This is a genomic window from Veillonella sp. Ser01, assembly GCF_053850375.1.
This window is the reverse complement of the sequence record NZ_JBSPUA010000003.1, coordinates 1-26416: the sequence shown is the minus strand read 5'-3', so window position 1 is coordinate 26416 and position 26416 is coordinate 1. Positions and strand designations below refer to the sequence as shown.

Genomic DNA, 26416 nt, shown 5'->3' with positions numbered 1-26416 from the left:
CCCACAAAAAAGAGAGGGCCTTACTACCCTCTCTTCAATACTTAAGTACGTACTAACTCGCACTGATCTTATAATCGTTCGATTACAGCTTGTGCCATTTCTGTGGTACCTACGCGTTTTAACCCTTCACGGTAGATATCGCCTGTGCGGTAACCGTCAACGAGCACTTGTTCCACAGCTTTTTCAATTGCGTCAGCTACTTGAGGTAAATCAAGGGAGTGACGGCACATCATAGCCGCGGACAAGATTGTGCCCAATGGGTTCGCCAAGTTTTGGCCCATAATGTCTGGTGCAGAACCGTGGATTGGCTCGTACAATGCTGTGCCAGTACCCATGGATGCAGATGGTAAAAGCCCGATGGAACCAGAGATTACAGCGCCTTCGTCAGACAAGATATCGCCGAACAAGTTTGTTGTCACAATAACGTCAAACTGTGCAGGATTTACAACGAGTTGCATTGCTGTGTTATCTACGTAGAAGTAATCTGTTGCGATGTCTGGATTAGCTGCCGCTTTCTCTTGCGCAATTTTACGCCATAAACGAGAAGAAGCCAATACATTTGCTTTATCTACGGATACAACCTTTTTATTACGTTTGCGAGCTGTTTCCATAGCAATGTCCATGATGCGCTCTACTTCGTAACGGCTGTATGTTTCTTTATCCCATGCGAACTCATTAGCACCTTCCCCTTGTGCCTCTTCGCGTTCGCCGAAATAAATACCGCCAGTCAACTCACGAACGATAACGAAATCTACATCTTGTACGAGTTCCTTTTTAAGAGGAGAATACTCTTGCAAGGATGGATAGATTTTTACAGGACGCAAGTTACAGAATAAACCAAGCTCCTTACGAAGGCCAAGGATTGCTTTCTCAGGACGGATAGAAGGATCTACATTATCCCATTTAGGACCGCCTACAGCGCCAAGCAATACCGCATCAGCCGCTTTACAAGCCTCGATAGTATCCTCAGTCAAAGGTACACCGTATGCATCAATAGACGCACCGCCCGCTTTTTTATCAATCCAATTAACCTTTACACCGGCTTTCTCAAAAGCCACATCACACACAGCCTTCGCTGCAGCAATAATCTCAGTACCGATACCATCACCAGGAATCAATACGATATTCTTTTCGCTCATATTACCTCTCCATATAACCAATATTATGGATGAACCACAAACTCATCTTTCGTTATTTCTCCGCTACAAATTCATTCAAGATTTTAGTAGCTGCTAGGTTTTTAAAGTTTTGACCAAAACCGAATAATAAAATACGTAGATCCGAGGTGCATGCGCTAACGCGACTTTAGTAGGTCAAGGCTATGCCGCAGACCGTTAAGCTAGCTGGAGCGGCAGCGCATCACCGAGGATCGGCCACGTACTTATTACTTACGGTTTTTTGCAAAGTTTACAAGACCGCCAGCTGCCGCAATATCTTGAATGAATTGTGGCAACTCAGTCCCTTGGTATTGTTCGTTTTTAGTCAAGTTGTACACGATACCTTTAGACAAGTCTACGCCGATAGCATCGCCTGCATCGATACGATCAACTTGTTCACCGATTTCAATTACAGGTAAACCGATGTTGATGGCATTACGGAAGAAAATACGTGCAAAGGAGTGTGCAATGATAACAGGTACACCTTTTGCTTTGATAACGCCTGGTGCATGTTCACGGGAGGAACCACAGCCAAAATTTTTACCAGCTACCATGATTTCGCCAGCTTTCACATTGGGAGCGAAAGTAGTATCAATATCTTCCATCGCATGTTCAGCTAATTCGTTCCAATCGGCAATTGCCAAGTAACGAGCTGGAATGATTACGTCTGTATCTACATCATCGCCGTAGCGCCAGATTTTTTTGCTTTCAAAATCCATATTAAACCTCCTCAGGGCCTGCAATGCGGCCTAATACAGCACTTGCTGCCGCCACGTAAGGGCTTGCCAAATATACTTCAGAATCAACGTGACCCATACGACCACGGAAGTTACGATTTGTAGTGGAAACGGTTCTTTCACCAGCTGCCATGATACCCATGTAACCACCTAGGCAAGGACCACAAGTTGGCGTGGATACTGCGCAGTCAGCTTGAATGAAGATATCCAATAAACCATCTTTCATAGCTTGATCGTATACATCTTGGGAACCAGGAATTACGATACAACGAACGAATGGAGCTACTTTGCGACCTTTGAAGATTTCTGCAGCTGCCACCAAGTCTTCGTAACGGCCATTTGTACAAGAACCGATGATAACTTGGTCAATTTTAATATCTTTATCGATTTCGTTGATGTAATGTGTATTGGATGGCAAGTGAGGGAATGCTACCACCGGTTGCAATTTGGACAAGTCAATTGTAATTGTTTGGGCATATACTGCATCAGGGTCAGCATTAATAGGTTCTACAGGACGATTTACGCGACCTTTGATGTATTCTTCAGTCACTGCATCGTAAGGGAATACACCACATTTACCGCCTGCTTCGATAGCCATGTTACAGATTGTAAGGCGATCAGCCATAGTCATGTGTTGTACGCCTTCACCAGCAAATTCAAGGGCCATGTAACGAGCGCCATCTACGCCGATTTGACCGATCAAATCAAGGATTACGTCTTTACCAGTTACCCATTTGTTAGGTTTGCCAATAAGCTCAACCTTAATAGTTTCAGGTACTTTGAACCAAGTTTTACCTTCTGCCATAGCAACGCCCGCATCAGTGGAGCCTACGCCTGTGGAGAATGCATTTACCGCACCATATGTACAAGTGTGGGAGTCAGCGCCAATCATCATTTCGCCAGGACCGATAAGACCTTTTTCTGGCAAAATAACGTGCTCGATACCCATTCTACCGACTTCAAAGTAGTTTGTAATGCCATGTTCGCGTACGAAATCACGCATTACTTTCGCTTGTGTAGCGGATTGAATATCTTTGTTTGGTGTGAAATGGTCAGGCACCAAGTAGATTTTATGACGGTCAAATACAGGTTTGCCGATTTTCAAGAACTCTTTACGCGCTGGTGGGAATGTGATGTCGTTCATCAATACCGCGTCCAAATGACATTCGATGATTTGGCCTGGTTTTACAACATCAAGACCCGCGTGGCGAGCCATATTCTTTTCAGTAATGGTCATACCCATATTATTTTTCCTCCTCTTGTTCTAGCTCCATAGCTAGGAATACTGAGTTTACTGCATTAATATATGCATTTACACTTGATTTAACGATATCGGTGCTTATACCACGACCATGGTACAAACGACCGTTATATTCTACCTTAAGGGTTGCTTCCCCAAGGGCATCTTTACCTGCTGTAATAGCGCGGATTTGGTAATCTTTCAAACTAATTGGCAAGCCAACCACACGTTCAACCGCTTTAAGAGATGCGTCTACTGGACCGTCACCAACGGCAGCATCGGCTTTTTCACCTTCTGGAGTCATGAGACGAACGTCTGCGTAAGCATAGCCTTTTTCACCCAATTTGTAGTATTGTGCCACAAGCTCGAATGCTTTTTTATGATGTAAGTTGTCTACTACAAGAGCGATGATGTCATCATCGTATACTTGTTTTTTGCGGTCTGCCAATTCTTTGAATTTAGCGAAGAGGTCGTTGATTTTCTCTTCTGTGAAAGATTGGAAACCAAGTTTTGCCAAATGATCGGCAAAGGCATGACGACCAGAGTGTTTGCCCAATACGAGGTCTGTTTTTTCAGCCCCTACGGACTCAGGAGTCATGATTTCGTAAGTTTCAGGGTTGCTCATCATACCATGTTGGTGAATACCAGACTCATGAGCAAAGGCGTTGGAACCTACGATTGGTTTATTTGGAGGAACTACGACACCTGTCAAACGACTTACTAGTTTAGAAACTTTCGTAAATTGTTTTGTATCAATGTTCACTTGAAGATCGCCGAAGTAATCATGGCGTGTTTTAAGAGCCATTACAACTTCTTCAATCGCTACGTTACCAGCCCGTTCGCCTAGACCATTGATTGTACCTTCTACTTGGCGTGCACCTGCTTTAATAGCGGCTAACGTATTCGCATTGGCAAGACCTAAGTCGTCATGACAATGAACGGAGATAATTGCATTTTCAATGCCTGGTGTATGTTCTTTAATATAGCGGATTTTATCACCGAACTCATTAGGGTTCATGTAACCTACTGTATCTGGTACATTAATAATCGTTGCACCACCAGCAATGGCAACACCAAATACTTGGCATGCGAAATCTAAATCAGAGCGTGCCGCGTCTTCACCGGAGAACTCGATTTCATCAACCTTACCTTTTGCATATGCCAATACGGATTTAACCTTATCCAATACCTCTTGGCGAGTCATTTTTAATTTATATTCCATATGAAGTTCAGAAATAGCAATGAATACATGCAAACGGCTACGTTCCGCATCTTTCAATGCATCAATCGCTTTTTGTACGTCCTTTTCATTAGCACGTGCCAACGCACAAATTGTTGCGCCTTTCACTTCGCGTGCAATCGTTTGTACTGCTTCAAAATCTCCAGGGGATGCTGCTGGGAAACCAGCCTCGATTACATCGATGCCGAGGCGTACTAGGCCTTTCGCAATTTCAATTTTTTCAGGAGTTTGTAAAGACACACCTGGTGTTTGTTCCCCATCACGAAGGGTTGTATCGAAGAAATATACGCGATTTTGATCCATAATCTTCACCTTTTCTATACTAATAAAACATAACGCTGTATTATATCTATCTATTGTGAAAGTTTAGTAAAATCGCCGATTTCAACGCTATTTCAGCTGAAGCCAACATAGATACATCAAATCAGTAATTTTACTAGACTTTTACAATAAAAAAAGCCCCTCAGAACAACTGTCGTTGCTCAAAGGGGCGTTATATTCATAACACGGTACCACCCTAATTGGGACTCGTTGCGGGTATAACGGAACCACCGTCGATGACTACTGCTGCATTCGCCACCAAAGCTCACGGGAGAGTGTCAGCGTACAACCTCTATTGCCTCGCACCAACCGGCAACTCTCTGAAAGCAGGATCTGTAAACCTTTATACCCATTCATAGCTTGTTTTAAGATATAAGGGTATTGTACTGTATTCTATAGACTTATGTCAATTAAAATAAGATGAATATGATACATTCTCGTTAGTAACTAGCACAATCAATCTTAAAAACCTATCCATTCTAAATCCTCAAAATTGTTTAGAATTCGCTTATCCATTTTTACAACTTGATTAGTAAGTTCTATTCGATGATTAACAAATGAAATATCTGTATACCATTCCTTTAAACTAGCATACACTTCATTCTCTAAATCAATAATGATGGTTTCAATGGGATCCCAAGTTTTGCATCTTACAGACTCCACCATAACCATACTACTACCTATGAAAGTAACATCCCTACCATAAACCCAAAACGGCAATATTTTTCCCTTTATAGAAATAGAATATATAGCATCACCATGCGGCGGTTCCGTTACATATTGTGCACGTATTTGGTACCTTTCCATAATTTTATTACTACTATTTTCTATATATGGTAGCTTTGAAATCTTGTAATTTTCTAAGTTCATAAAAACTCCGTTATTTTTAATATCAAGCACAACAAAGAGGACTGTATATCGCTATTTGTGTAAAGTATATTTTACTATACTATAAGTGTTACCAATTCCTTTCCAAATCAGGTAACGGAAAGGAGGTGCATTTAAATCAACACGCTCTGACAAAAAAGCCTTTGCTAGGACCGCCATCCTTTGCAAGGGATTCTTTAGTGTATTTAATCAACACTTTGCTCTATTGATATTCTACCAAAAAAAGTAAAATAGTGTCACTATGGATAACTTCATTTTCATATATAATGTACAAAATCCCTCGGAGTTGCCGCTCCGGGGGATTTTGTAGTTAATTGCACAACTATCAATTGCCTATCTATAATATACTACACTTAAGTGTTTTTTCAATATCCTACACTATTAATCAATTCTCTAACTCGCTCAACAGAAACTGGTTCATTAAATAAAAACACATGGTTTTGCCCCTCATGTTCCCAAGATGCTAAGTAAACGGCGTCATCCACCATTCGATAGGTTACCGTCATACTATTTACAATATCCGTCTTCTGAGGTAAATAATCCTTATAATCGCCTGCAATATTACCTGATAGCGTCGATACGCGATACTTAATATACTTTGGCATATCATCTACACGATCAAAGTATTTTCCTTTTAAAAGTTCATGATAGGCATACACGACTTGTAATACATCGTGATCCACAATGGATACATGTACGGAACGTAATCCCTCTAAACCACTTGGCAACTGCGGTTTAAAGTTCAAATGTTGCTTAGCCTCATATACAGTATCAAACACCTCTAGCGATTGACCTTTACGAGTGCTTCTATAATCCTCATCAGTCATCCTGCAACTTCCAAGTCTATCTGGACAAGGAAACTCATTTCGATCACCATAGGGCTGGTCATAAATAGAATTACCATTAAGACGAAACCGCATCAAATCATCTGCGGACACAATATTGATAGAACCTATGAAAGCTAGCGTAGCTAACCCGCATACAACCTTTTTCATGATATAATCCCCTGTAAACAAACTACATATAGTAAGTTAATTATATCACCTAGAATCCTAATATTCTTATGTTTATAAGGATTTTTACTCCAGAAAAAGAAAGGTATTTTGCTTGCAATTTGTAATCATATGATTGCTTATATAAAACATCTGCATTACGATATAAATAACAGGAGGTGGTACTATGGCTAAAACAGCCTCTATCAGTTTACGTATCGAGCCAGCTGTAAAAGCACAATTAGAAGCATTATATGCTAGCTTTGGCATATCCGTAACTGATGCGATTAATATTTTTCTCCACACATCATTAATGGAAGGCGGATTTCCATTTCAACCTAAACAACCTCGTTATAATATAGAAACAGAAGCTGCTATTCAAGAAACAAAAGATATATTAGCAGGAAAAGTAAAAGCAAAATCATATGCTAATGTAAAGGAAATGATTGAGGATTTAGGATTGGAGTAATCGCTTATGTTGAGATTAGTGCTTAGCAGTAAGTTCAAAAGGATCTAAAGCGCTTAGATTTATTCTAATGAAGCTAAAGAGGAATGTGAAAGCATTCCTCTTTTCTATACCCCCAAATTAAACCAGCTATTATCATAAATCTATTACATTTGATAGTATCTATCATAAATCATTCTACTATTCAAAATAACTGTAGATGTTATAATGAAATCATCAAAAGGAACAAGTACTCATATGATACTAAATGCACTATTCCGAAACTATGGTTAGTAATTATATGGAGGTAATAATCATGACACATACACAATTAACACAACTCGTACAAGCGTTATTAGATGCACCACAAAGTAATCCAACTGTAAAAGAATTTGCTCAATCTTGGCTCGATGCAGAAGGCACAGAAAAACAAGCAGAGCTTACAAAACAGCTCGTATCCGTAGCAGAGCAAAACATTGCACTCATCGATGAAACAATCGGCTTTGCAGGCTCTGAACTCGCTGTACAAATCCTTGGCGAAGAAGGTGCTGCTAACCTATTACAACACGCTAAAGCCATCAAAGCAGAAGGTGCAAAATTCTGTGACTGCCCTAGTTGCACTGCCGCAAAAAATATTATCGATTTGAAAGCAGAAATTGAATAAACCTATATGTTTCAAATTAAATAATAAATATATAGCAAAAGGCCCCTGTTCTAAACAGGGGCTCTTTTTTCTACTCACTCGCTTCCACAAGTGCTTGTGTATATGGGTGTACCGCTTCTTTAAGTCGTTTTGATTCGATAGTTTCTACGATTTGCCCATCTTTCATAACGATGATTCGGTCTGTTACGGCTTGTAATAGTCCGATGTCATGGCTGACGAATACGTAGCCGAAGGGTTGTTCCGAATGGAGTTTTTGTAATAGGTCTAACACTAGTTTTTGATTCACCGCATCAAGGGCTGATGTAGGTTCGTCAAAGAGTACTAGCTTGGGGTTCATCAACATGATCCGTGCCAATACGACACGTTGTAGCTGACCACCGCTAACTTCGTGAGGGTATTTATACACCGTATTTTCTGGCAAATCTACTCGTTGCATCCATTTACGGATATCGTCCTTTGCTGACGCCACATCCATAAGCCCATAGTTGATATACGGCTCTAAGAGAAATGCTTCTAAGTTCATTCTAGGCGGAATCACCGCCAAGGGATTTTGGAACATCATCTGCATAGAGCGATATATTTCTGTATGATTTTGAATGGAATGGATATCCTCACCAAAGAGTCGCAAGGTGCCAGATGTAGGTTTTTCTAGCATGGCAATCATCCTAAGCAATGTACTTTTACCAGAACCACTACCACCAGCAATACCTACCCGTTCATTCTCCGCTACAGAAAAAGATACATCATCAACAGCACGAACCGTATGATTGTGGTTTGTATATTGTTTACAGATATTCTCGAGTTGAATCATACTACACCACTTTCATTACAGAATCTAACAAAATACGAGTATACTCATCTTTTGGGCATGCCATAACCTCTTCGGTGGAGCCTACTTCAACGAGCTGTCCCTTATTCATAACGCCAATGCTATTGGCAATTTGTGCGGCCGACTTGATATTATGAGTTACGATAATCACCGTTGCTCCAAGAGCCTGCGTTACCTCTTTCATAAGGTCCAATACAGAGGCTTGCACCAGCATATCTAAGGCACTAGTTGGTTCATCAGCAAATACGATGCTCGGCTTCAAGATAAGGCTTAAAGCTATTGCCAATCGCTGCTGCATGCCACCGCTCAATTGAAACGGATAGGACTGCAAGATACGCTCTCCGTCGGTTAAGTGAACAAGATTAAGCATATCTATAACGCGGCTTACATCATAGCTTTCATCATGAGCACAGAACAAATCCTTAAAGTGATTTTCTACGGTGCGATTTGGATTTAGATAGGCGCTGGGATTTTGAAAGATCATAGAAATCTTCGTGCCCCGCAATTGTCGCCAATCACCATCACTCAATGTAGAAACATCGGTTCCGTTTAGTAAAATTTGGCCGCTAATGGTAGCTTGTTTCAACATGCCAAAGGCGGCACGAACTAACGTAGATTTACCAGATCCACTTTCACCAACGATAGCAAAGACCTCACCATTGGGCACGGAGAAGGATACATCGCGTACCGCTTGCTCCGCACCATATGAAATTGTAACCTTATCAAATACGATACAATCAGATTTATTCAATAGTAGAATCCTTTGTTAATAAGTAGTAATCGATAGGATGTACTGGTACATTTTTAACTTTTGTAGTAGATACAACTGTTGCACTTGGATATAACAAGTAGATATCTGCCACGTCATCAACTAAGATTTGTTGCGCTTGTTTTGCAATATTAGAGCGTTCGTTTTGATCAAATGTTACAGACAATTGGTCGATTAACGCATCTACTTGAGGGTTAGAGTAGCCGCCAATGTTTGCTTTCGCACCAGTTTTGTAGAATAAGCTGAGGAACCAGTAAGGATCGTTTGTAGACATAGTCACTACATTGCGTTCTACCAAATCAAAACCATCTGTACCAAGTGTATCTACTTCATCAGGGCTTTGTAATTTCTTAAGAGTTACAGCAATACCCGCTTTTTTCAATTCTTGTTGGATTTCTTCGTATAAGCTTGTGTCTTTACCCCAAATAGCAATGGTAATCGCTAATTCTTTGCCATCTTTTGCATACATGCCGTTTGCATTTTTAGCGTAACCAGCTTGAGTCAAGATTTGGTCAGCTTTTGCTACATCTGTCATCGGTTTATTAGCAATCGCATCATAGCCTAAGTTGGCAGATGGCGGGAATGGTGCCGCCCCTGGTGTAGAGCCATTGCCGATGATTTTAGCCATGGAATCATAGTTAATGATATGAGCAATAGCGGAACGTACAGCTTTATCATGCAATGGAGATGCTTCTGTGTGGTTTGCTTTCAACATGAGCACACGAACGCCAGCAACGTCTTGAATATTGAAACCGTCTTTGAACAAGCTGCGGTTAGCAGAGTCCACTTTTTGAATTACGTCTACGTCTTTAGATTGCAACGCCATAGCGCGTTTATTGTTGTCTTCAATGTCTTTTACAGTTACAGTATCAAGACCTGGTTTGCCACCCCAGTAATCTGCAAAGGCAACGAGTTCAATAGTTTCACCTTTTTTGAAAGTAGTGATTTTGTAAGGACCGGTAAGAACTGGTTTAGATGCTACATCTTTAAGATCTGCAGTGTCCATGATAACGAAAGCTGGTTCAGTCAAGCTAGATAACAAGGAACCATTAGGTTCTGTTGTTTTAATAATCAAGTTTTGACCATCTACTGCGATAGATTCTATCTTAACAGCTTTTGCAGAACGAGCACTTTGTTTCATTGTGTACTCGATGGACTCTTTTACCTTTTGTGGCGTCATTGGAGTGCCATTGTGGAATTTAACATTTTCACGGATGTGGAATTTCCATGTTGTAGGGTCCACATTTTCCCAAGAGTCTGCTAATTGTGGAGCAAATTTCATATCTGGTGTTACCGTTGCCAATGTTTCACCAGCGCCGATACGCGTCAATGTCCACGCATCCCACTCGTGAGTTGGGTCTAATGTTTCACCAAACCAATACAAACCAACATTCATATGCTTCCCTTGTTTGCCTTGTTTAGCGGTATCACTTCCGCAACCTACCAAGAGAGCTACCATGCACAGCATAGTTAGACATGCTAATAACCAACGTTTCATAACTTCTCCTTTTTGAACATCGCCTCTGTGAAAGAGGCTTTCAACATAAACATCTATACACAGCGCGGTTAGCGAGATACATCGAGGGCATCGCGCAACGCATCACCAATATAGTTAAATAAAACAACAGTAATAAAAATAGCGAGCCCCGGGTAAATTAGCAGCCACGGCGCCGTTTGTAGAAAATCTCGGGAGCTCAACAAGATAGCGCCCCACTCCGGATCCGGCGGTTGCACACCGATGCCTATGAGCGAGAAACTGGCTACCAAAATGATGGCATCACCTAGATGTTGAATAATAACAATCACCAACGGTGGCAATACATTCGGCAGAATATAGCGCCACAGAATTCGTAGATTTGAAGCACCTGACATACGAGCAAAGGTAATATACTCCGCATGGCGTTCAATCTGTACGAGGCCTCTCGTGATACGGGCATATTCCGCCCATTTCGTAATGCACAAGGAAATGATTACATTCGTTATGCTAGGTCCCATAATACCGATGAAAGCAATGGCAATCACCATATTCGGAAACCCTAGTACCAAATCAATCAAGCGAGATAACCAACGGTCAATGCTAGGTGTAGAGAATCCTGCTAACCCACCAATAGCGATACCGATGGCCCCACTAATGCCAATGATGGTGAAAGCAATCCCTAAAGAGGCTTTACCACCGTACAAAATACGAGACCACACATCACGACCAAGTTGGTCAGTACCTAATAGATGGGTACTACTAATGTCTTGTAAGCGGTCCGCGATACTCGTCGTTTCAGGATCAAATGGTGCTATATAGGGAGCGCATAAGAAAAATGCAATCCACAGAGCTGCTAATACCAACATAACGTATAAAGTATAGGGCTTTTGTCTATTCATAAGAGCCTCCTTTTATGGCGGCTCTTCGCTTCGGATTCAGCCAAACACTCAATACATCAATGATGATATTAATTACGATGAACACCAAGGTAATCCAAATGATATAACCTTGCATCAATATATAATCGCGAGCCATAATGCCTTGTACCATCATGTAACCAATACCTTTTATGGAGAATACCGTTTCAATAACGGCAGAGCCACCTAGCATAGCGCCCATCGTTACCCCCATCATAGGCAACAACATAAGTCCCACATGAGGGAATATATAACGGGTGTAGACCATCCATTCTGGCAACCCTAATGCTCGCGCCCCCTGTACAAAGGGCTGTCGCGACACTTCTAAAATAGCATTGCGCAATCGACGAATATAGAGACCACATATCCATAAAGCAAGGGTTACCGCGGGCAATACATAGGCAGAAAAGCCATTGGTATTCGTTACCGACACTAGCTGTAATTTAACACCGAATAAGTACAGTAATAATAAACCGACCCAGAACCCAGGGATTGCTAATGCTAGGAATGTAACGAGACGAACTCCATGATCAATCCATGAGTCTTGATACTTTGCAGATAACATACCGAGCGGTATGGTCACCACTATCCCCATAACAAGAGCTAAGGATACTAGCCCCAATGTATTAGGCAAGGCGCCACCAAGAATGGTCGCTACTGGTAAAGCATACAGAATAGACTCACCAAAGTCCCCTTGTACAATTTGACTAAGCCAACGCATATATTGTTGCCACCAAGGATCATTGAGCCCTAACTGCTCTCGTATCTGTGCAACCACAACTGGATCAGGAGTAGCCCCTACAAGATTAAACTTCATTGACACCGGATCGATCGGTGATAACTTTATCAATACAAATGTACCAATAGTAACTACCAATAAAATACCTACAATACTCGCCAAACGCTGTAGTATTAATCGATACAATACATCACCTGCCTTCTTTATCACAAAATAGCTATATTTATATTCTATCAATGTAATACTTATATAGATATATCCATGTAGGTATTTAGAATCGTTATCATTATGAAAGTTTTGCATACCAACAAAAACGGCCCCTCATGAGAGGAGCCGCTTCTTATATAACCCTTACAGTGTCCATGCGAGTGCTTCACCACAGCTCGCATGCCTATCCCACTAGGCTGGACTGTTATATTATTTTGTATATGCTGTATGTGCTGTAGGTGCTACAGTGTTAGCAATGATCGCTTTTGCCATGTCGCGATTTACAGGGCGTTCAAAGTACATCGCATGGTTTTGACCATCTTTTGTCCAACCAGCGAGATATACCATTTTTTCGCCACCTTTGAAAGTAACCTTTGTACCGTTTACCTTTTCTGTAGCTGTAACGCGATAATCCTTATGATTACCACTGATATCACCTTTTGTAGTACCTACGCGATACACAATACGTTTGCCTGCCGCTTGGTTCCGCGTTGTATCTTCACCAGCTTGGTAAACATACACAACTTGCAAAACATCTTTATTGATTGTGCTTACAGACTCAATATTATAGCCTACAGGTAATACTTTAGGTAGATGAGGCATAATATTCATGTATTTAGCAGCTTCATTAATAGTAGCGAATTCATGAATTGGGCTTGGCATACCAACCATTGGCGCTGCCTGTTCTGCAACTACAGGTTTAGCTGGATCTGGCTTTACATCAAAAGTACCTTGTGCACCAGCAACAGTGTAAGAACCTACACAAGCACATGCAACTGCCATTAATACAAATTTTTTAACCATGAGTATAATCTCCCTTCGGTCAATAAAAAAATTATTAAAAACACATTTATTTTGTATGTGATTTTTCCTCAACAATATTATGGATAATAGCCTTCGCCACATCTCGTGTAACGGGACGCTGAAATTCTAAAGAGTGATTTTGTCCATCTTTCATCCACGATGCAAGATAAACCATTTTCTTACCACCTTTGAAAGTAACCTTTGTACCATCTACACTTTCAGTTTCTATAACCTTATGAATCTTATGGTCATCGCTGATATCACCTTTTAATGTAGTAGAGGTACGATAAAAAATAAGAGCACCACCGGCTTTATTTACGTACGGATCTATACCGGGTTCGTAGACATAAACAACTTGTAATATATCTTTCTCTAAAGTTATAACAGATTGAATATTAAAGCCTACAGGTAACAACTTTGGCATCTGTGGTGTAATATTCATATACTCCGCCGCTTCTTTAACTGTAGTGAACACATGTACAGGACTCGGCATAACAACGCCAGGAATAGCTGCTTCAACAGACATCTCTAGGGGGCCAGAAACTTTAGTTTGTGCATCTATAGCATCTTGAGCCTTAACAACTCCATAAGTACCTATACAGACGCAAGCTAACGCCATCAAAAAAGATTTCTTTAGTATTGAGGTCATAATAATATACTCCACAAAATATATTTTGTAAAATTATATTTATTAAAATACTCTTAATAAGTATATCCTAAATAATTGGGGAATTCAAGTAATATTCATCATATATCGGTTTTTATTAATATAGGTAAATAAAATCATTTATCAACTATGATATGACTAGTTACTTTTACCCAAACTATCAAGTATTAAGCTATTTCTTATGTACCATAAAGCCTGCCGCTTGTTGGTTTGCCATGATTGTCACATCAGAGATTTGCAAGCGTTTAGGTTGGTTCGTTACATATAGTACAACATCGGCCACATCCTCTGGTTGGATGGCATCGATACCAGCGTACACAGATTTAGCTCGTTCCGCATCACCGTGGAAGCGTACTTCACTAAATGGAGTTTCTACGATGCCTGGTTGAATGGTGGTAACCTTAATATCTGTAGCTATAGTATCCATACGAATGCCATCACTTAATGTCTTAACAGCTGCCTTTGTGGCGCAGTAAACAGCACCACCTGGATATGCATAAATGCCTGCCGTAGAGCCCATATTTACAATATGACCTTCATTTTTATCGATCATAAAAGGTAATACTGCTTTTGTTACATATAAAAGGCCTTTCACATTGGTATCAATCATAGTCACCGCATCATCAACAGTACTATCTTGGAAAGGATCAAGCCCTTGTGCAAGACCCGCATTATTTACGAGCACATCGATGCCACCAAAAGCCTCAATAGCAGCAGGAACCTTACTTTCAACATCCTCGCGACTACGCACATCAAGAACTAAAGTCTCAACACGCACGCCATATTCCTTAGACAAACGAGCCTGTACCTCGCCCAATAACTCAGCACGACGACCAGAAATCAACACATTATCGCCATGCTTTGCATAAGTCTCAGCAATACAAAGACCAATACCAGACGTTGCACCAGTGACAAAAACATTACGACCCATAAAAGCCTCCTCATCATCAATCCGTTCTATTCTAATAAGTTAATTATACCATTATAAAAATCAAAAAACGCTACCCTACTACCTATAATCGATAAAAATAGTGTATACATTGGAGCCTTCCTCTATTTCCTAAAATGATATGCTGGCTCATCTGTATGTAAAACAAAAATATTTGAGCTCTACCACATCTAGAAAGCAAATAGGGATACCTATTCGAAGCCGCCTTGGGCGCTACGCGTAGCATTCTCTCCTTTTCCCCTAAATGATATGTCGGCACAGATAGGATTTAAAAGAATACATAAAGTGGCTTATGGATTTATGAATATGATAATAAAAAGAGGATACCCTTTCTGAAAACGACTTAGCGGCCCCGCATAGCGGGGTGGGTGGCTTTGGAGGCTTTCAGGAAGGGTATCCTCGGTCTATATTCTATTAAATATCTAACGCCACTTTATGCACATCTTTTATTTCAGATGCGCCAACATATCATTTAACACTTCCATGCAATCCCCTACGATGCCATAGTTAGCGTGTTGGAAGATTTCTGCGTTTGGATCGTTGTTAATAGCTACGATTGTGTCAGCACCGGAGATGCCGCTCACGTGTTGGATAGCGCCGGAGATACCGAATGCCAAATATAGTTTAGGGCTTACAGTTTTACCTGTTTGGCCTACTTGGTATGGCAATTCAATCCAGCCTTTTTCAACGAGTGGACGTGTAGCCCCTACAACGCCACCGATAGCATCGGCTAGTTCGTAAAGTTTATCGAAGTTTTCTTTAGAGCCCATGCCACGGCCACCGGCTACAATGATATCTGCTTCTTGGATATTGTAACCATCTTTGCTGAACGGAATGAAGTCGAGACGCTTCATGCGAATGTCTTCAGGCTTGAGGTCAAATTGTTCAATTTGGATACGACCCCAGCTATCTGCGATGCGTTCAGGTTTTTTAAATACGTTAGGACGGACAGAGCCCATTTGAGGACGATGGTTTGGAGAAATGATTTCCGCCAAAATATTGCCGCCCAAGGCAGGACGTGTCCATTCAACAAGGCCTTCATTTGTATCTACTGTCAAGATTGTACAGTCCGCAACAACGCCGTTTTGCATACGACCAGACATGCGAGGCGCCAAGTCACGGCCATTGTTAGTGGCACCAATCAAGAGGATATTCGGCTTATGGTCTTCAAAGAAGTCTGTTAATACCTTAGTATAGCCGTCTGTTGTATAGTATTTCAAAAGGGGGCTTTCAAAAACGTGAACAATATCAGCACCATGTGCGACGAGTTCCTCTGCTTCGGTTTGCACATTCTCACCAAGGAGCATAACTTGAACGAGCTGGCCCAATTCCTTAGCAATGCGGCGAGCTTGACCGATTAGTTCATACGTAACCGGATGTACCACGTCATCGATGGTATCGGCTACAACAAAGACGTCTCTATATTCATCAAAATTTGTTACGGCCATTACCGGTCACCTCCTTTAGAACCTTCATCACCTTTAGCAGCTGCTACCGCCTTAAACTCACTAGGGGACACGCTTTCAACAGATGCAGCCCGTTGTACAGGATCTTTTACATCTACGCCCTCATCATTATCCTCAACTACATCAACAGGTGCATCATTTGGCACCAATAGATGAGCAAATTTTTCAGGCTTAATATGATAAGCCAATTCAAGAACCTTTTTAGCCCCTTCCTCGATGGATGGCAACATTTCTACCTTGCCACGAAGAGGTGGTTGGTATACCTTGCGCACCCGCGTAGGAGAGCCGTTAAGCCCGATACGACTTTCATCAATATTCGGCATATCACGCAATGTAATATGAGAAATGGTATAACGTTTTGCATAAATAGAGCTCCAAAGACCTGGTTGGCGTGGTTCATTGAGTTCAGCTGTTGCTGTTACGAGCAATGGCAACGGAACCTCTACGATTTCATAGCCATTTTCATGTTGTCGTTTCACAACTGCTTTTCGGGCACCTTGATCAACGGATAGTTCACAGGCATAGGTAGCTTGTGCCATACCGAGTTCCTCTGCAATTTGAGGGCCTACTTGTGCCGTATCGCCATCGATAGCCTGCTTACCGCAGAAGATAATTTGGAATTGACGGTTCATAGTCCGTTGAATATGACGGATGGCAGACGCAATGGTATAGCTAGTAGCCAATGTATCAGCACCACCGAACGCGCGGTCTGTAACGAGTACCGCATCATCGGCGCCGAGGGACAAACACTGGCGAAGCGCTTCTTCAGCCTGTGGAGGGCCCATGGATAAAACGGTCACACGACTACCTTCATATTGGTCTTTCACCGTAAGAGCCGCCTCTAACGCATGCATATCGTCAGGGTTTACAATGCTAGGCAAGCCTGTGCGGATGAGATTATTTGTTTCCGGATCCAGCTTAATCTCAGATGTATCTGGAACCTGTTTGATACATACTAATAACTCCATACACTCACCCCTGTCTAAATTCTACGCCCTTAGCGTTATGCGGATATTTCCATGTTTTTACTATTGTTTCACCACAAAGAACGCGGCATGTACCGCACTCTAAGCAACCAGCGAAATCAAAGGCTAAATCGCCATTCTCTTGTAATGTATATAGACCGGCAGGACAGCCGTTTACGAGTTTCATTTTCTCTTCGTGGCTAAAACCAGCGCCATCCACCAAGATATGAGGAGACGTTTCATCTACATAATATTTATTGGCGCCCAAACGCTCTTCTAATTTCATAGGGAACGCACCCCTTTCCAAACATCACGAATCAAGGTAAATAAGCCAATGTCTCCGACACGGCGCATAATTTTTTTCATCATTGGCACTGCACCATCACCGTTTACAGTGAATACGTCGCGCATCAAATTGTTAACAAATGCTGGGTATTCATTGAAAATACGTGGATGTGTAGCAAGGAATTTAGGCATATTCTTGTAACGCTTCAAATCCTTCAGCAACCAAGAAGCCTTGATTTGACGTTCATACAACTTAGCCACACGGTCCATATTTTCGTCGCGCAAGGCTACGTTAACCGCATCTGCTGCACACATACCGGACTCGATGGCAAGGTCCATACCACGAATAGTATAGCCAAGATTCATACACATACGTGCCGCATCACCGACGATAACATACCCATTACCGCCCAACTCAGGCATAGATTTATAGCCACCTTCTGGTACGAGATGAGCACTATGCTCTTTCAATTGGCCATTTTTCAATAATGGTGCAATTCTTGGATGGCTTGTGAAAGCTGACAGCATATCATCTACAGAACGATCGGCTTTGCCAATATCTTCAAGACCTACAACCATGCCCACAGAAAGGCTTTCTTTATTTGTGTAAATAAAGCCGCCGCCCAATAGACCATCAGTCATATCGCCCAACGTAAGCCATGCCATACCTTCGTCACCGGATAACATGAGGCGATTTTCAAGGTCTTCTTTTTTAAGCTTGTATACCTCTTTTACACCTACTGCCATTGTACTTGGATCTGTAGGACCTGTTAAACCAGCTTTTTCCAATAACAATGTATTGGAACCTTCTGCGATGATAACGAGTTTTGCATACACTTCATCATCGTGACAGCGAACACCTACAACACGGCGATGCTTGCCTTCCCCTTCAATAATGAGGTCTGTTACTTGTACATTAGATACGAGAAGGGCCCCTTTTTTCTCAGCTTCTTCAGCGAGCCATTTATCAAATTTAGCACGTAATACTACGTAGGATTCTTCATTTGGTTTACCATCTTGGTAACTGTACTCGACAGTCGTCATTTCATTGCCAGTACCAATAGAAATGCGCTCTTTTGTCACTTTGCGTTCCAATGGTGCACGTTCTCTAAAGTCCGGTACTAACCGTTCTAAAGAATGTGTGTAGATACGTCCACCCATCATATTTTTAGCGCCTGGTGCGGTGCCACGTTCAATGAGCAGTACTTTTACCCGCTGTTCTGCGAGGCGTAGTGCCGCCGCAGAGCCCGCTGGTCCTGCACCAACGACGATAACATCAAATGCTTCATTGCGATCAATTGCCATATACTCAGCTCCTTTAAATGAAAGCTTAACTTACATAAGTTTATACAGTATATATATATTCTCTATGAAGAACGAAAACACCTTTAAAAAATCGGCAAAAAAAATAAATATATTCTATATTTTACGAAATTGTGTTATATATCACTATATATGATGTATATATACTCATTATAAGCTCATACTATTTCACACTAGGATTTTTAATTAAGTGCAATAAAATTCATCAATTCGTGAAATTTATAAGTTTTTCTAGCTTTCACCGTGAAAGTAGCGTATGATAAAAGTAGGAAAAACCCTATACGGAGCAACACGCGTATAATACGACCGCATAATGCAAGACCACGGTCAAGGTTAGGCACTCATTATTTTGGAATTACCAGAGGAGGCCATATGGACCCGTTAAGAATCTTGAAAGCATTATCAAATCCACATCGGTTAGATATTATATTGTGGCTAAAGCACCCAGAGAAAGAATTCGGTGTACAAGTACACACTAAAACTCTTATCGATTTCCCTAACAGTGTAAGTGTTAAGAGTATTCAAAAGCGCTGTGGTGTATCTCAATCTTCCATCTCTACATTTATGAGCATTTTAGAAAATGCGGAACTCGTAGAGTCTCGCAAGATTGATCAGTATACCTATTTCCGCCGTAACGAAAAAGTAATTCGTGAGTTTGGCGAATGGTATAACAAAGAGGTATCCCTCCAATCGGATGATATCGATAAATTATTAAAAACGCTTAACTTAGAAGACACTTCGTATCCTACAATAGAGGAAAACTCTGCGCCTGGCGAGCAACTCGCTGTCGAAATCAATACCAAGGGATCCGATCATGAGGAAAACAGAAAATAAAATTCTCCCTTATTCACTATACTTAGGGATAAAAGAAAAAGAGCTATAATACATGTAATTATAGCTCTTTTTGATTTTTAATCATCTAATATATTTTGTAAATCTCGCCGATTATAGTAAATTAATGGTAAAATCGTAAGTTTATATTTCCGCTCCATCGATTCTCTCCCTTACTCGACGAAATACATCGGCACCAGAGTATCGAATTTTACTTTCTTTTGCTGCAGAATCGGCTTCATCCAAGGCATACTCAATAGGATCTGTTAATGCTGAATATTGTTCAATACTCATTAACACCATTGTTCCATATCCATTCTTAGTTAAAAATACAGGCGAATTCGTTGTAATAACAGTTTCTTCAACTTCAGGAAATTTATTACGCAAGTCTGATACAGGTCTAATATTAATCAATATATACACCTCCTTATATCATAATTCTATCATTATTTTATTAATTTTACTAACAATATTATGGTAATAATAATTCAACTAAAAATGCCCTCCAAAAGGAGGGCATCTATTATATTGGAATTATACTTCTTCTATCGTTGTGCTTCGTAAGCTCTGAATAGTTTAGATAGTAATTCAGGTGCCAAGCGCAATAGGTCTGGGTTTTCACAGAAGGATACGCGCAATTGTGTTCGACCAGGGTTGTTCTCTCCCTTTTTACCGCTATAAAAACCATTAAGCGGAGCCATAAGAAGTGTGTACTCCTTGCCATCTTCAAGGCTTACTGCACCATGTTCAGCACACCAGGAGGCAAATTCTACGCCATCAAAGCCAGGTTTTGCTACCTTCCGTACGTCGATAACAAAGTAAATAGACGCTTCTGGACGAGATACGATGAAATCAGGTTCTACCGCTTTAAAACCTTCATGGAGTTCAAAGATCATCTTACGATAGTAGTCCCGTTGTTGCTCATACCAGTTATGAAGATCTGCGTGGCTTTCATGAGCCAAAGCACCAAAGATATATTGGCCTAGTGTATTAGCACTAAGGTTTGCTGTATATTCAGCTACAGATTTTTCATAGCATAATTTATTATCTGTAATGATGGCGCCAATGCGTAGGCCACAAGCATTCCATACCTTACTAGCCGTTTCAAGGCTGATACGACGGCCTTCAATGCCAGGCACATCCTTATCGGTTAAAGCCCAGATACTAGATGTTTCTTTCCCTTTTTCGTAAGCCAATTCGCGGTACGCTTCGTCAGAAATAATCCACAAATTATGTTTAACACATAATTTTGCATATTCAATCAACGTTTCTTTACTGAATAATTGACCTGTTGGATTATCGTAAGGAATGATGAGCAACGCACCCGGTTTTGTATCGATAATGCGTTGTTCTACTGTTTCAACGGATGGTAACTCAAACTCACCATCTTCGTTAAGTCGACGTTCAACAGTTACAGTTTTACGACCGATCCGAAGACCAACCGCATCATAGTTTGTATAAGATGGGTTGAACATCAAAAGAGGACGTTCCTCTTCGCCTGCACCACCACATACGCCAAGCATAATGATTTCCATCGCCATGGATGCACCATCTGTTACGAGTACATCAAGACCAGTTGTATCGAAACCTTGGCTGCGTAAAATGTGAAGGAATGCTTCGCGACATTCATCAGTCCCCGTAGTTGGTACGTATGGCACGATGCCATTATGGAACGGGCTATTCACACCGCCCAAATCGAACAACCGACGCTGCATGGCGGGATGCATAGGACGCATTACATTACCAATAGAACCATTCACCAAAATTGGTGGGTTCTTACGTTCCAAGAATTTAATTTGTCCTAAGCGAATGCCAGATGGCTTTCGAGCCATCATATACGGTGACAATTCTGGTTGTTTCATTCAGATCCAACTCCTCTAAAAAAAGAAACTGCCTCAGCAATGAGGCTATGAATTCCTAATATATTGATATATATAGATACTTAATATTATAGTGCTTTTCTTATAGAAAATCTATAGTTTTCTAACATATACTAACTCACTTATATACTATGGCCTTTAACACACAAAAAAGACCGAGCTATTTATAGCCCGGTCTTATATAGCTGTAACAATTAAATTATCTATCGATTGTTTTACGTCCATTGTCCGTAGAGTGTGAATGATTTGTAGCTTTAGCTGTATGTTTTGTTGTAGAAGCCTTAGTAACAGGTTTTACTTCTTTACCTTTAGCCAGTTTAGCTTTTTCTGCTTTCACAGGTTTAGCCTTTTCTTGTTTTGCCTTTTTAGGTTTCTCTTGTTTTACTTTTACAGGATTTTTAGCATTAACCGCTGCACCTGCTGGTTTAACAAAGGCATTATTAAGGTTTGTTGCCACTTGTAGTGCTACGTCTGAATTTGGGGTAGATACGATGGATTGACCTGCAACCGTTACAGTGCCACCACTGTAAGATGCAGAGCCTGGCGTAATTTGGTTGTTATGGTACAGACCTGCTAATTTACCAGCCATGTAATACGCACGTTCTTCCCCTGTATAACGGCCGCTACCTGCTGGGCTATAGATATTATCGCCGTTCACGTAAACTGCGCCATTAGACACGTTTACGTGGTTTCCAGAGTATGTGTACATGCGGGAAATATTGTTATTTACACGATCAGACAACTTAGGATGGTTATTAGGTGCCACTACTTGTGAAAGCCCTTCACGATAGTGTTCCCCCACTTTGTTGCGTAGTACTGCCATGGAACCAGCTGCACCGCCCACATTATAAGGAGATTCGCTTAAAATCTTGAAGCCTAATTCATCGGCTGCTTTTTCTTGGCTCATTGTAAATACTTGGTTAGACAAGTAGTTGCCGGCTACATTAGACAATAACGCGGCCCCTTCACTACCACCAGCTGCAATACCGACTGCTGTAGAAAGGCCAATTTGCTTTTTAGCGCCATTGATAATATCTTTGTGCTCACCATGTGCAATTTCATGGGCCATTACGTACGCCAATTGATCATCATCAAGGGTATCCATAGCACCTTTATTAACAGACATAACGCGACCAAGCGTTGCAAAGGCATTAAACTCTGTATCAGGGTTTGCATAAACAACGTAAGAACGTTTTACGCTAGGAGAAGCCTCTAAAGTTTTCATGATACGTTGTACACGTGCTTGCGCTACACTATCGTTCAAGTAACCAGTTTTCTCCTTAGTACGTGCCAAGCTTTCTTGTTGGCCTTGTTCGGAGTTATCCATTTTATTTAATGCAGTAGATACATAAGCCATGGCAACAGCACCACCCGCCAATGTTTGTACTGCACTAGATGCAGCATTCACAGGAGCAGTTTGCATAATAGCAGGCGCCATTGTCGCAGCCATAGCTACAGATAATGTAGCTACTGTAAGTTTCTTATTCATTCTCTCAACCTTTCAAATGATATAACCATATCATAATAAATCAAAATAGTACTCTAACATTTACACACTATGAATATAGTAAATCTTCATCGTAAATATAGAATGAATAATGGAACAATCATTCATCTGTCATTACTATCTATTGATTCATCGTTACGATTATTGATCTGATGTTACTGGTTTAGCTGAAAGTACTACCGCTTCTTTACCATCTTTAGAAACGGCACCACCATGGGTATAGCCTACTACATCAAAGCCTGCCTCTGCGCACTGCTCTGCGATGCTTTCATAATTTTCATTCTTACCACGCGTACATGTAGAAAGATGGACGGTAGTAACACCTTTTTTCTTGAAAGACTCGATTTTCTTGGCAAGATCACCACCGCTATGGGTGAAACCTACCAACTCAATATCCTCATCTGCATAACGCTCAAAGGAATCCGCTTTATTCATAAATGCTTTTAAGCAACCGCCACAAGAACAGCGCTGCATTGTATCCTCATTAACGAGAACCGCAATTTTTTTAGTCATAAGACCTCCTATGAAAATATAGTTTGAACTTTAGTATAACATATGTATTGAGAAATGATGTATCTTAAAGCACATAAGTGAATATAAGATATATATAACTATATATGTATTATCAATAAACATGATATAACTTGAAATTCCAGTTGAACGCTCTTAAAAGATAGGCAAATCAATATAAACTTGAATAGTAATTACAAAGGTGTTAAATCATCCCCATTAATTCTTTAAGCTACCAAAAACTATTCACGTATCTATATAGTAAAGATAAGAATTTAGAGGATATAAAACTATTTAAAATTGAAGCGTGATAGCATATATGCTATCATAGAAGAAAGAAGGATTGGGATGGAGAAACCTAAGTTTGAGTTCTATACAAGACCTAATGGACATAATGAATTTCTAGAATTTTTAGAATCACTTACTGAATCTGATTCGGATAAAATGTTTTCATTAATACATAAAATCCAGGATTCAGGATTGTTAGTTGCTCAATATATGCAGTGGGTAAAGAAAGTGGATAAAAATCTATATGAAATCCGTCTTAAATGTCCTAATAGTATTCAAAGGGCATTATACTTTCATGTAATTAATAATAGATATATTATTACACATGGATTTACTAAGAAAACGCAGAAAACACCTAAAAGAGAGATAATTCATGCCAAACAAATTAGGCGCGAGTTTGAGGAGGAATATTATGCCAACAATTAAATTTGACGATTTTCTGAAAGAACAATTAAAAGATCCAAAGTTTAAAGCTAGATTTGAAAAAGAATCGGCTAATCTAGAAAGTGCTATAGTGATTGCAAAAGCTCGTGAAGCAGCCGGTTTAACACAACGTGATTTAGCTGAAAAATCTGGTGTCCCTCAATCCACAATTGCAAGAATAGAACAAGGTGCAAATACAAGTATTAGTACTCTCTGTAAGATTGCATTTGCTTTAGATAAACAAGTGAAGATTAGTTTAGTATAAGAAGACCCCCTATAAGCTAGTTAATGTGGCTTATAGGGGGTGTATCTTTTCTTGTAGAGTAAGATTTACGTATTACATAATAGCTTCTTCACGGCCAAATTTACCGTTTATGTATTCTCCATAAGCGAGGAGAAGCTCTGTTTTATTTGTCATAACATATGGCCCTTGTTTTACCACTGGTTCATTGAGTGGTTCTCCAGCGAGAACGAAGATTTCAAGACCTTCATCACCAGACTCTACCTCAAAGCGCTCTCCATCATTGTTGAAAAGTACAAAGTCTCCAGATTCTATGCTTTCACCATTGGTAGTACCTGTACCATTAATCACAAGAAAGCCTGTATTCCAAGTCATATTCTCAGAAATAGAGATCCATGAATTAGGTTGAAGTTTTAATTTGTAAATATTCATCGGTGTATGGGATTTAGCAGGACCTGTTATATGTCTGAAAGCACCTGTGTAAACGATGGCATCGATTGTTTCATCAAGAGATTGATACCGCCCCATTGTGGTAGCAGGTATATATTGATATGCAGGTGCATCATTTTTATGACGTTCAGGTAGATTTATCCATAATTGTAAAGCATGGAACAAACGTCCCCGCTTTGCATATTCTTTTTCATGAAATTCTTTGTGCAAAACACCACTAGCTGCAGTCATCCATTGCACATCACCAGAATGAATAACACCACTATTACCAGCTGCATCTTTATGTTCAATGGAGCCGGAAAAAGAAAATGTTACCGTTTCAAAGCCTTTATGGGGATGTGGAGTGTCACCTGTATCAAAAGGACTGCCCTCAAAATAATATGGCTCGTTATAGTCGAGTAACAAAAATGGAGACATACGATCAAGCATAGGTGACTCATCGCTATCAGGGAAGTACTGACGTACTCTAAATCCAGTGCCTACCCAATGAATATCAGGAGCTTTAATAATTCTTTCAATTGTTCTTACAGGATTCATTCTATCACCTCTTAATCGAACAGGATTTATAATAGTTATATTATATATGAATGGTTACTCATATATCCTAATACTATTATATCTATTTTTTTCGATATGTCAAGGGGAGGTAGTAGAATAGTAATTTACATAAGTTTCGAGCGACTCAATTAATTTACGGTTTGATAATACCATTGGTGATATATACTGCGAAATTGATTACCTATAGTTAATTTACATAAATTTAAAGTTACTAAACTAGTTTACAGTTCGGTAACATTGGCACGTTGTGCCGCGTTACCGTATGGATATGATTTGCCTCCTACCAATAGCCGCAGCTTCCTATCACACTCGCCCATGGCGACATATAATACAATGTTTTAATGTACAGCACATACTTTAGGGCTTCGTCGAAGGTGATGTGTGGGCCCCATGCGTCGCTACGCTCCTCTGTGGCCTCACACCCTACCCTTCCCAGCTCCGTCTGACACGGACACCTAGATAGGTGGTACCTCTACAACCTTGGCTGGAGGCGGCTCTAGCAGGATTAGCTAGTCGAAGACTAGCAAAAAGAAAAAGGCCTACCTTTAGGTAGACCTTTTTCTTTTAGTCAATCAGCGGCTTCCTATCCTCCCAGGCCGTCTCCAGCCAAGTACTTTCGGCGTTTATGAGCTTAACTACTGTGTTCG

General features: G+C 40.6%; 28 protein-coding genes and 1 other annotated feature. Of the genes, 5 read left to right on the top strand and 23 right to left on the bottom strand.

What is annotated here, in order from left to right; translation table 11 throughout:
- Positions 1-68: 68 nt before the first annotated feature.
- The 6 genes from leuB to ACWTVK_RS06400 form a co-directional block, all read right to left on the bottom strand.
- Positions 69-1139 (bottom strand): 3-isopropylmalate dehydrogenase, encoded by a 1071-nt coding sequence (leuB, locus tag ACWTVK_RS06425; protein ID WP_105092464.1) that lies wholly within the window; start codon positions 1137-1139, stop codon positions 69-71.
- Positions 1140-1384: 245 nt separating this feature from the next.
- The gene (locus tag ACWTVK_RS06420; RefSeq protein ID WP_005387442.1) at positions 1385-1876 is read right to left on the bottom strand and encodes a 3-isopropylmalate dehydratase small subunit; all 492 of its coding nucleotides are present in this window, start codon (positions 1874-1876) and stop codon (positions 1385-1387) included.
- A 1-nt stretch (position 1877) separates the two neighbouring features.
- On the bottom strand, positions 1878-3137 hold the full coding sequence (gene leuC / locus ACWTVK_RS06415) for a 3-isopropylmalate dehydratase large subunit (protein ID WP_456046317.1): 1260 nt from the start codon (positions 3135-3137) through the stop codon (positions 1878-1880).
- A 1-nt stretch (position 3138) separates the two neighbouring features.
- The gene (locus tag ACWTVK_RS06410) at positions 3139-4677 is read right to left on the bottom strand and encodes a 2-isopropylmalate synthase (RefSeq protein ID WP_105089572.1); all 1539 of its coding nucleotides are present in this window, start codon (positions 4675-4677) and stop codon (positions 3139-3141) included.
- Between the two features lie 180 nt (positions 4678-4857).
- Positions 4858-5061 (bottom strand) — a binding site (T-box leader).
- Between the two features lie 96 nt (positions 5062-5157).
- Positions 5158-5565 carry a hypothetical protein gene (locus tag ACWTVK_RS06405; RefSeq protein ID WP_456046316.1) on the bottom strand — a complete coding sequence of 136 codons (408 nt, stop codon included), beginning with the start codon at positions 5563-5565 and terminating at the stop codon, positions 5158-5160.
- A gap of 383 nt (positions 5566-5948) precedes the next feature.
- Positions 5949-6578, bottom strand: a complete 630-nt coding sequence (locus ACWTVK_RS06400; protein WP_456046315.1) for a hypothetical protein — start codon at positions 6576-6578, stop codon at positions 5949-5951.
- 184 nt (positions 6579-6762) lie between these two features.
- On the opposite strand from ACWTVK_RS06400, the gene ACWTVK_RS06395 reads away from it, so the two are divergent.
- Together ACWTVK_RS06395 and ACWTVK_RS06390 are read left to right on the top strand one after the other, a co-directional pair.
- Entirely contained in the window at positions 6763-7044 is a 282-nt protein-coding gene (locus ACWTVK_RS06395; RefSeq protein WP_303940941.1) for a type II toxin-antitoxin system RelB/DinJ family antitoxin, read from the top strand.
- Positions 7045-7336: 292 nt separating this feature from the next.
- Complete coding sequence (locus ACWTVK_RS06390; protein WP_456046314.1) at positions 7337-7684, top strand: hypothetical protein; 348 nt, start codon at positions 7337-7339, stop codon at positions 7682-7684.
- A gap of 70 nt (positions 7685-7754) precedes the next feature.
- On the opposite strand, the gene ACWTVK_RS06385 is transcribed toward ACWTVK_RS06390, so the two are convergent.
- The 12 genes from ACWTVK_RS06385 to ACWTVK_RS06330 all read right to left on the bottom strand — a co-directional run bounded on the left by ACWTVK_RS06385 (position 7755) and on the right by ACWTVK_RS06330 (position 19063).
- Positions 7755-8495 (bottom strand): ABC transporter ATP-binding protein, encoded by a 741-nt coding sequence (locus ACWTVK_RS06385; protein WP_456046313.1) that lies wholly within the window; start codon positions 8493-8495, stop codon positions 7755-7757.
- Between the two features lies 1 nt (position 8496).
- On the bottom strand, positions 8497-9264 hold the full coding sequence (locus tag ACWTVK_RS06380) for an ABC transporter ATP-binding protein (RefSeq protein ID WP_456046312.1): 768 nt from the start codon (positions 9262-9264) through the stop codon (positions 8497-8499).
- Positions 9257-10780, bottom strand: coding sequence for an ABC transporter substrate-binding protein (locus ACWTVK_RS06375; RefSeq protein ID WP_456046311.1), 1524 nt, complete (start codon positions 10778-10780; stop codon positions 9257-9259). The genes ACWTVK_RS06380 and ACWTVK_RS06375 overlap by 8 nt, the downstream gene beginning before the upstream one ends.
- 68 nt (positions 10781-10848) lie before the next feature.
- On the bottom strand, positions 10849-11658 hold the full coding sequence (locus ACWTVK_RS06370; protein ID WP_105089561.1) for an ABC transporter permease: 810 nt from the start codon (positions 11656-11658) through the stop codon (positions 10849-10851).
- Positions 11651-12601, bottom strand: a complete 951-nt coding sequence (locus tag ACWTVK_RS06365) for an ABC transporter permease (RefSeq protein ID WP_456046310.1) — start codon at positions 12599-12601, stop codon at positions 11651-11653. Before ACWTVK_RS06365 ends, ACWTVK_RS06370 begins: the two co-directional genes overlap by 8 nt.
- A 231-nt stretch (positions 12602-12832) precedes the next feature.
- Complete coding sequence (locus ACWTVK_RS06360; RefSeq protein ID WP_060924163.1) at positions 12833-13426, bottom strand: hypothetical protein; 594 nt, start codon at positions 13424-13426, stop codon at positions 12833-12835.
- Between the two features lie 46 nt (positions 13427-13472).
- Positions 13473-14075 (bottom strand): hypothetical protein, encoded by a 603-nt coding sequence (locus ACWTVK_RS06355; protein ID WP_273298828.1) that lies wholly within the window; start codon positions 14073-14075, stop codon positions 13473-13475.
- Between the two features lie 190 nt (positions 14076-14265).
- Positions 14266-15024, bottom strand: coding sequence for an SDR family NAD(P)-dependent oxidoreductase (locus ACWTVK_RS06350; RefSeq protein WP_456046309.1), 759 nt, complete (start codon positions 15022-15024; stop codon positions 14266-14268).
- Positions 15025-15488: 464 nt separating this feature from the next.
- On the bottom strand, positions 15489-16490 hold the full coding sequence (locus tag ACWTVK_RS06345; protein WP_060924160.1) for an electron transfer flavoprotein subunit alpha/FixB family protein: 1002 nt from the start codon (positions 16488-16490) through the stop codon (positions 15489-15491).
- A complete protein-coding gene (locus ACWTVK_RS06340) occupies positions 16490-17476 on the bottom strand; it encodes an electron transfer flavoprotein subunit beta/FixA family protein (protein ID WP_456046308.1) in 987 nt (328 codons plus the stop codon). The genes ACWTVK_RS06345 and ACWTVK_RS06340 overlap by 1 nt, the downstream gene beginning before the upstream one ends.
- Before the next feature lie 4 nt (positions 17477-17480).
- A complete protein-coding gene (locus ACWTVK_RS06335) occupies positions 17481-17759 on the bottom strand; it encodes a Ferredoxin-like protein (protein WP_024065077.1) in 279 nt (92 codons plus the stop codon).
- Positions 17756-19063, bottom strand: coding sequence for an FAD-dependent oxidoreductase (locus ACWTVK_RS06330; RefSeq protein WP_456046307.1), 1308 nt, complete (start codon positions 19061-19063; stop codon positions 17756-17758). The genes ACWTVK_RS06335 and ACWTVK_RS06330 overlap by 4 nt, the downstream gene beginning before the upstream one ends.
- Positions 19064-19453: 390 nt before the next feature.
- Here ACWTVK_RS06330 and ACWTVK_RS06325 point away from each other — a divergent pair, with 390 nt between their 5' ends.
- Positions 19454-19915 carry an ArsR/SmtB family transcription factor gene (locus ACWTVK_RS06325; RefSeq protein WP_456046306.1) on the top strand — a complete coding sequence of 154 codons (462 nt, stop codon included), beginning with the start codon at positions 19454-19456 and terminating at the stop codon, positions 19913-19915.
- Positions 19916-20056: 141 nt separating this feature from the next.
- Here the strand turns inward: ACWTVK_RS06325 and ACWTVK_RS06320 are convergent, their stop codons facing one another.
- The 4 genes from ACWTVK_RS06320 to ACWTVK_RS06305 form a co-directional block, all read right to left on the bottom strand.
- A complete protein-coding gene (locus ACWTVK_RS06320; RefSeq protein WP_005387370.1) occupies positions 20057-20335 on the bottom strand; it encodes a type II toxin-antitoxin system Phd/YefM family antitoxin in 279 nt (92 codons plus the stop codon).
- 122 nt (positions 20336-20457) lie between these two features.
- Positions 20458-21774: a pyridoxal phosphate-dependent aminotransferase gene (locus tag ACWTVK_RS06315; protein WP_456046305.1), complete on the bottom strand. Its 1317-nt coding sequence runs from the start codon at positions 21772-21774 to the stop codon at positions 20458-20460.
- A 217-nt stretch (positions 21775-21991) separates the two neighbouring features.
- Positions 21992-23281, bottom strand: a complete 1290-nt coding sequence (locus ACWTVK_RS06310) for a M48 family metallopeptidase (protein WP_456046304.1) — start codon at positions 23279-23281, stop codon at positions 21992-21994.
- A 159-nt stretch (positions 23282-23440) separates the two neighbouring features.
- Positions 23441-23812 carry a CGGC domain-containing protein gene (locus ACWTVK_RS06305; protein WP_005387366.1) on the bottom strand — a complete coding sequence of 124 codons (372 nt, stop codon included), beginning with the start codon at positions 23810-23812 and terminating at the stop codon, positions 23441-23443.
- Positions 23813-24157: 345 nt separating this feature from the next.
- On the opposite strand from ACWTVK_RS06305, the gene ACWTVK_RS06300 reads away from it, so the two are divergent.
- Positions 24158-24523: a type II toxin-antitoxin system RelE/ParE family toxin gene (locus ACWTVK_RS06300; RefSeq protein ID WP_054748583.1), complete on the top strand. Its 366-nt coding sequence runs from the start codon at positions 24158-24160 to the stop codon at positions 24521-24523.
- Positions 24510-24785: a helix-turn-helix domain-containing protein gene (locus tag ACWTVK_RS06295; protein ID WP_009352030.1), complete on the top strand. Its 276-nt coding sequence runs from the start codon at positions 24510-24512 to the stop codon at positions 24783-24785. The genes ACWTVK_RS06300 and ACWTVK_RS06295 overlap by 14 nt, the downstream gene beginning before the upstream one ends.
- Before the next feature lie 72 nt (positions 24786-24857).
- Here ACWTVK_RS06295 and ACWTVK_RS06290 read toward each other — a convergent pair whose 3' ends face one another.
- Positions 24858-25748 carry a pirin family protein gene (locus ACWTVK_RS06290; RefSeq protein ID WP_456046303.1) on the bottom strand — a complete coding sequence of 297 codons (891 nt, stop codon included), beginning with the start codon at positions 25746-25748 and terminating at the stop codon, positions 24858-24860.
- Positions 25749-26416: the final 668 nt, after the last annotated feature.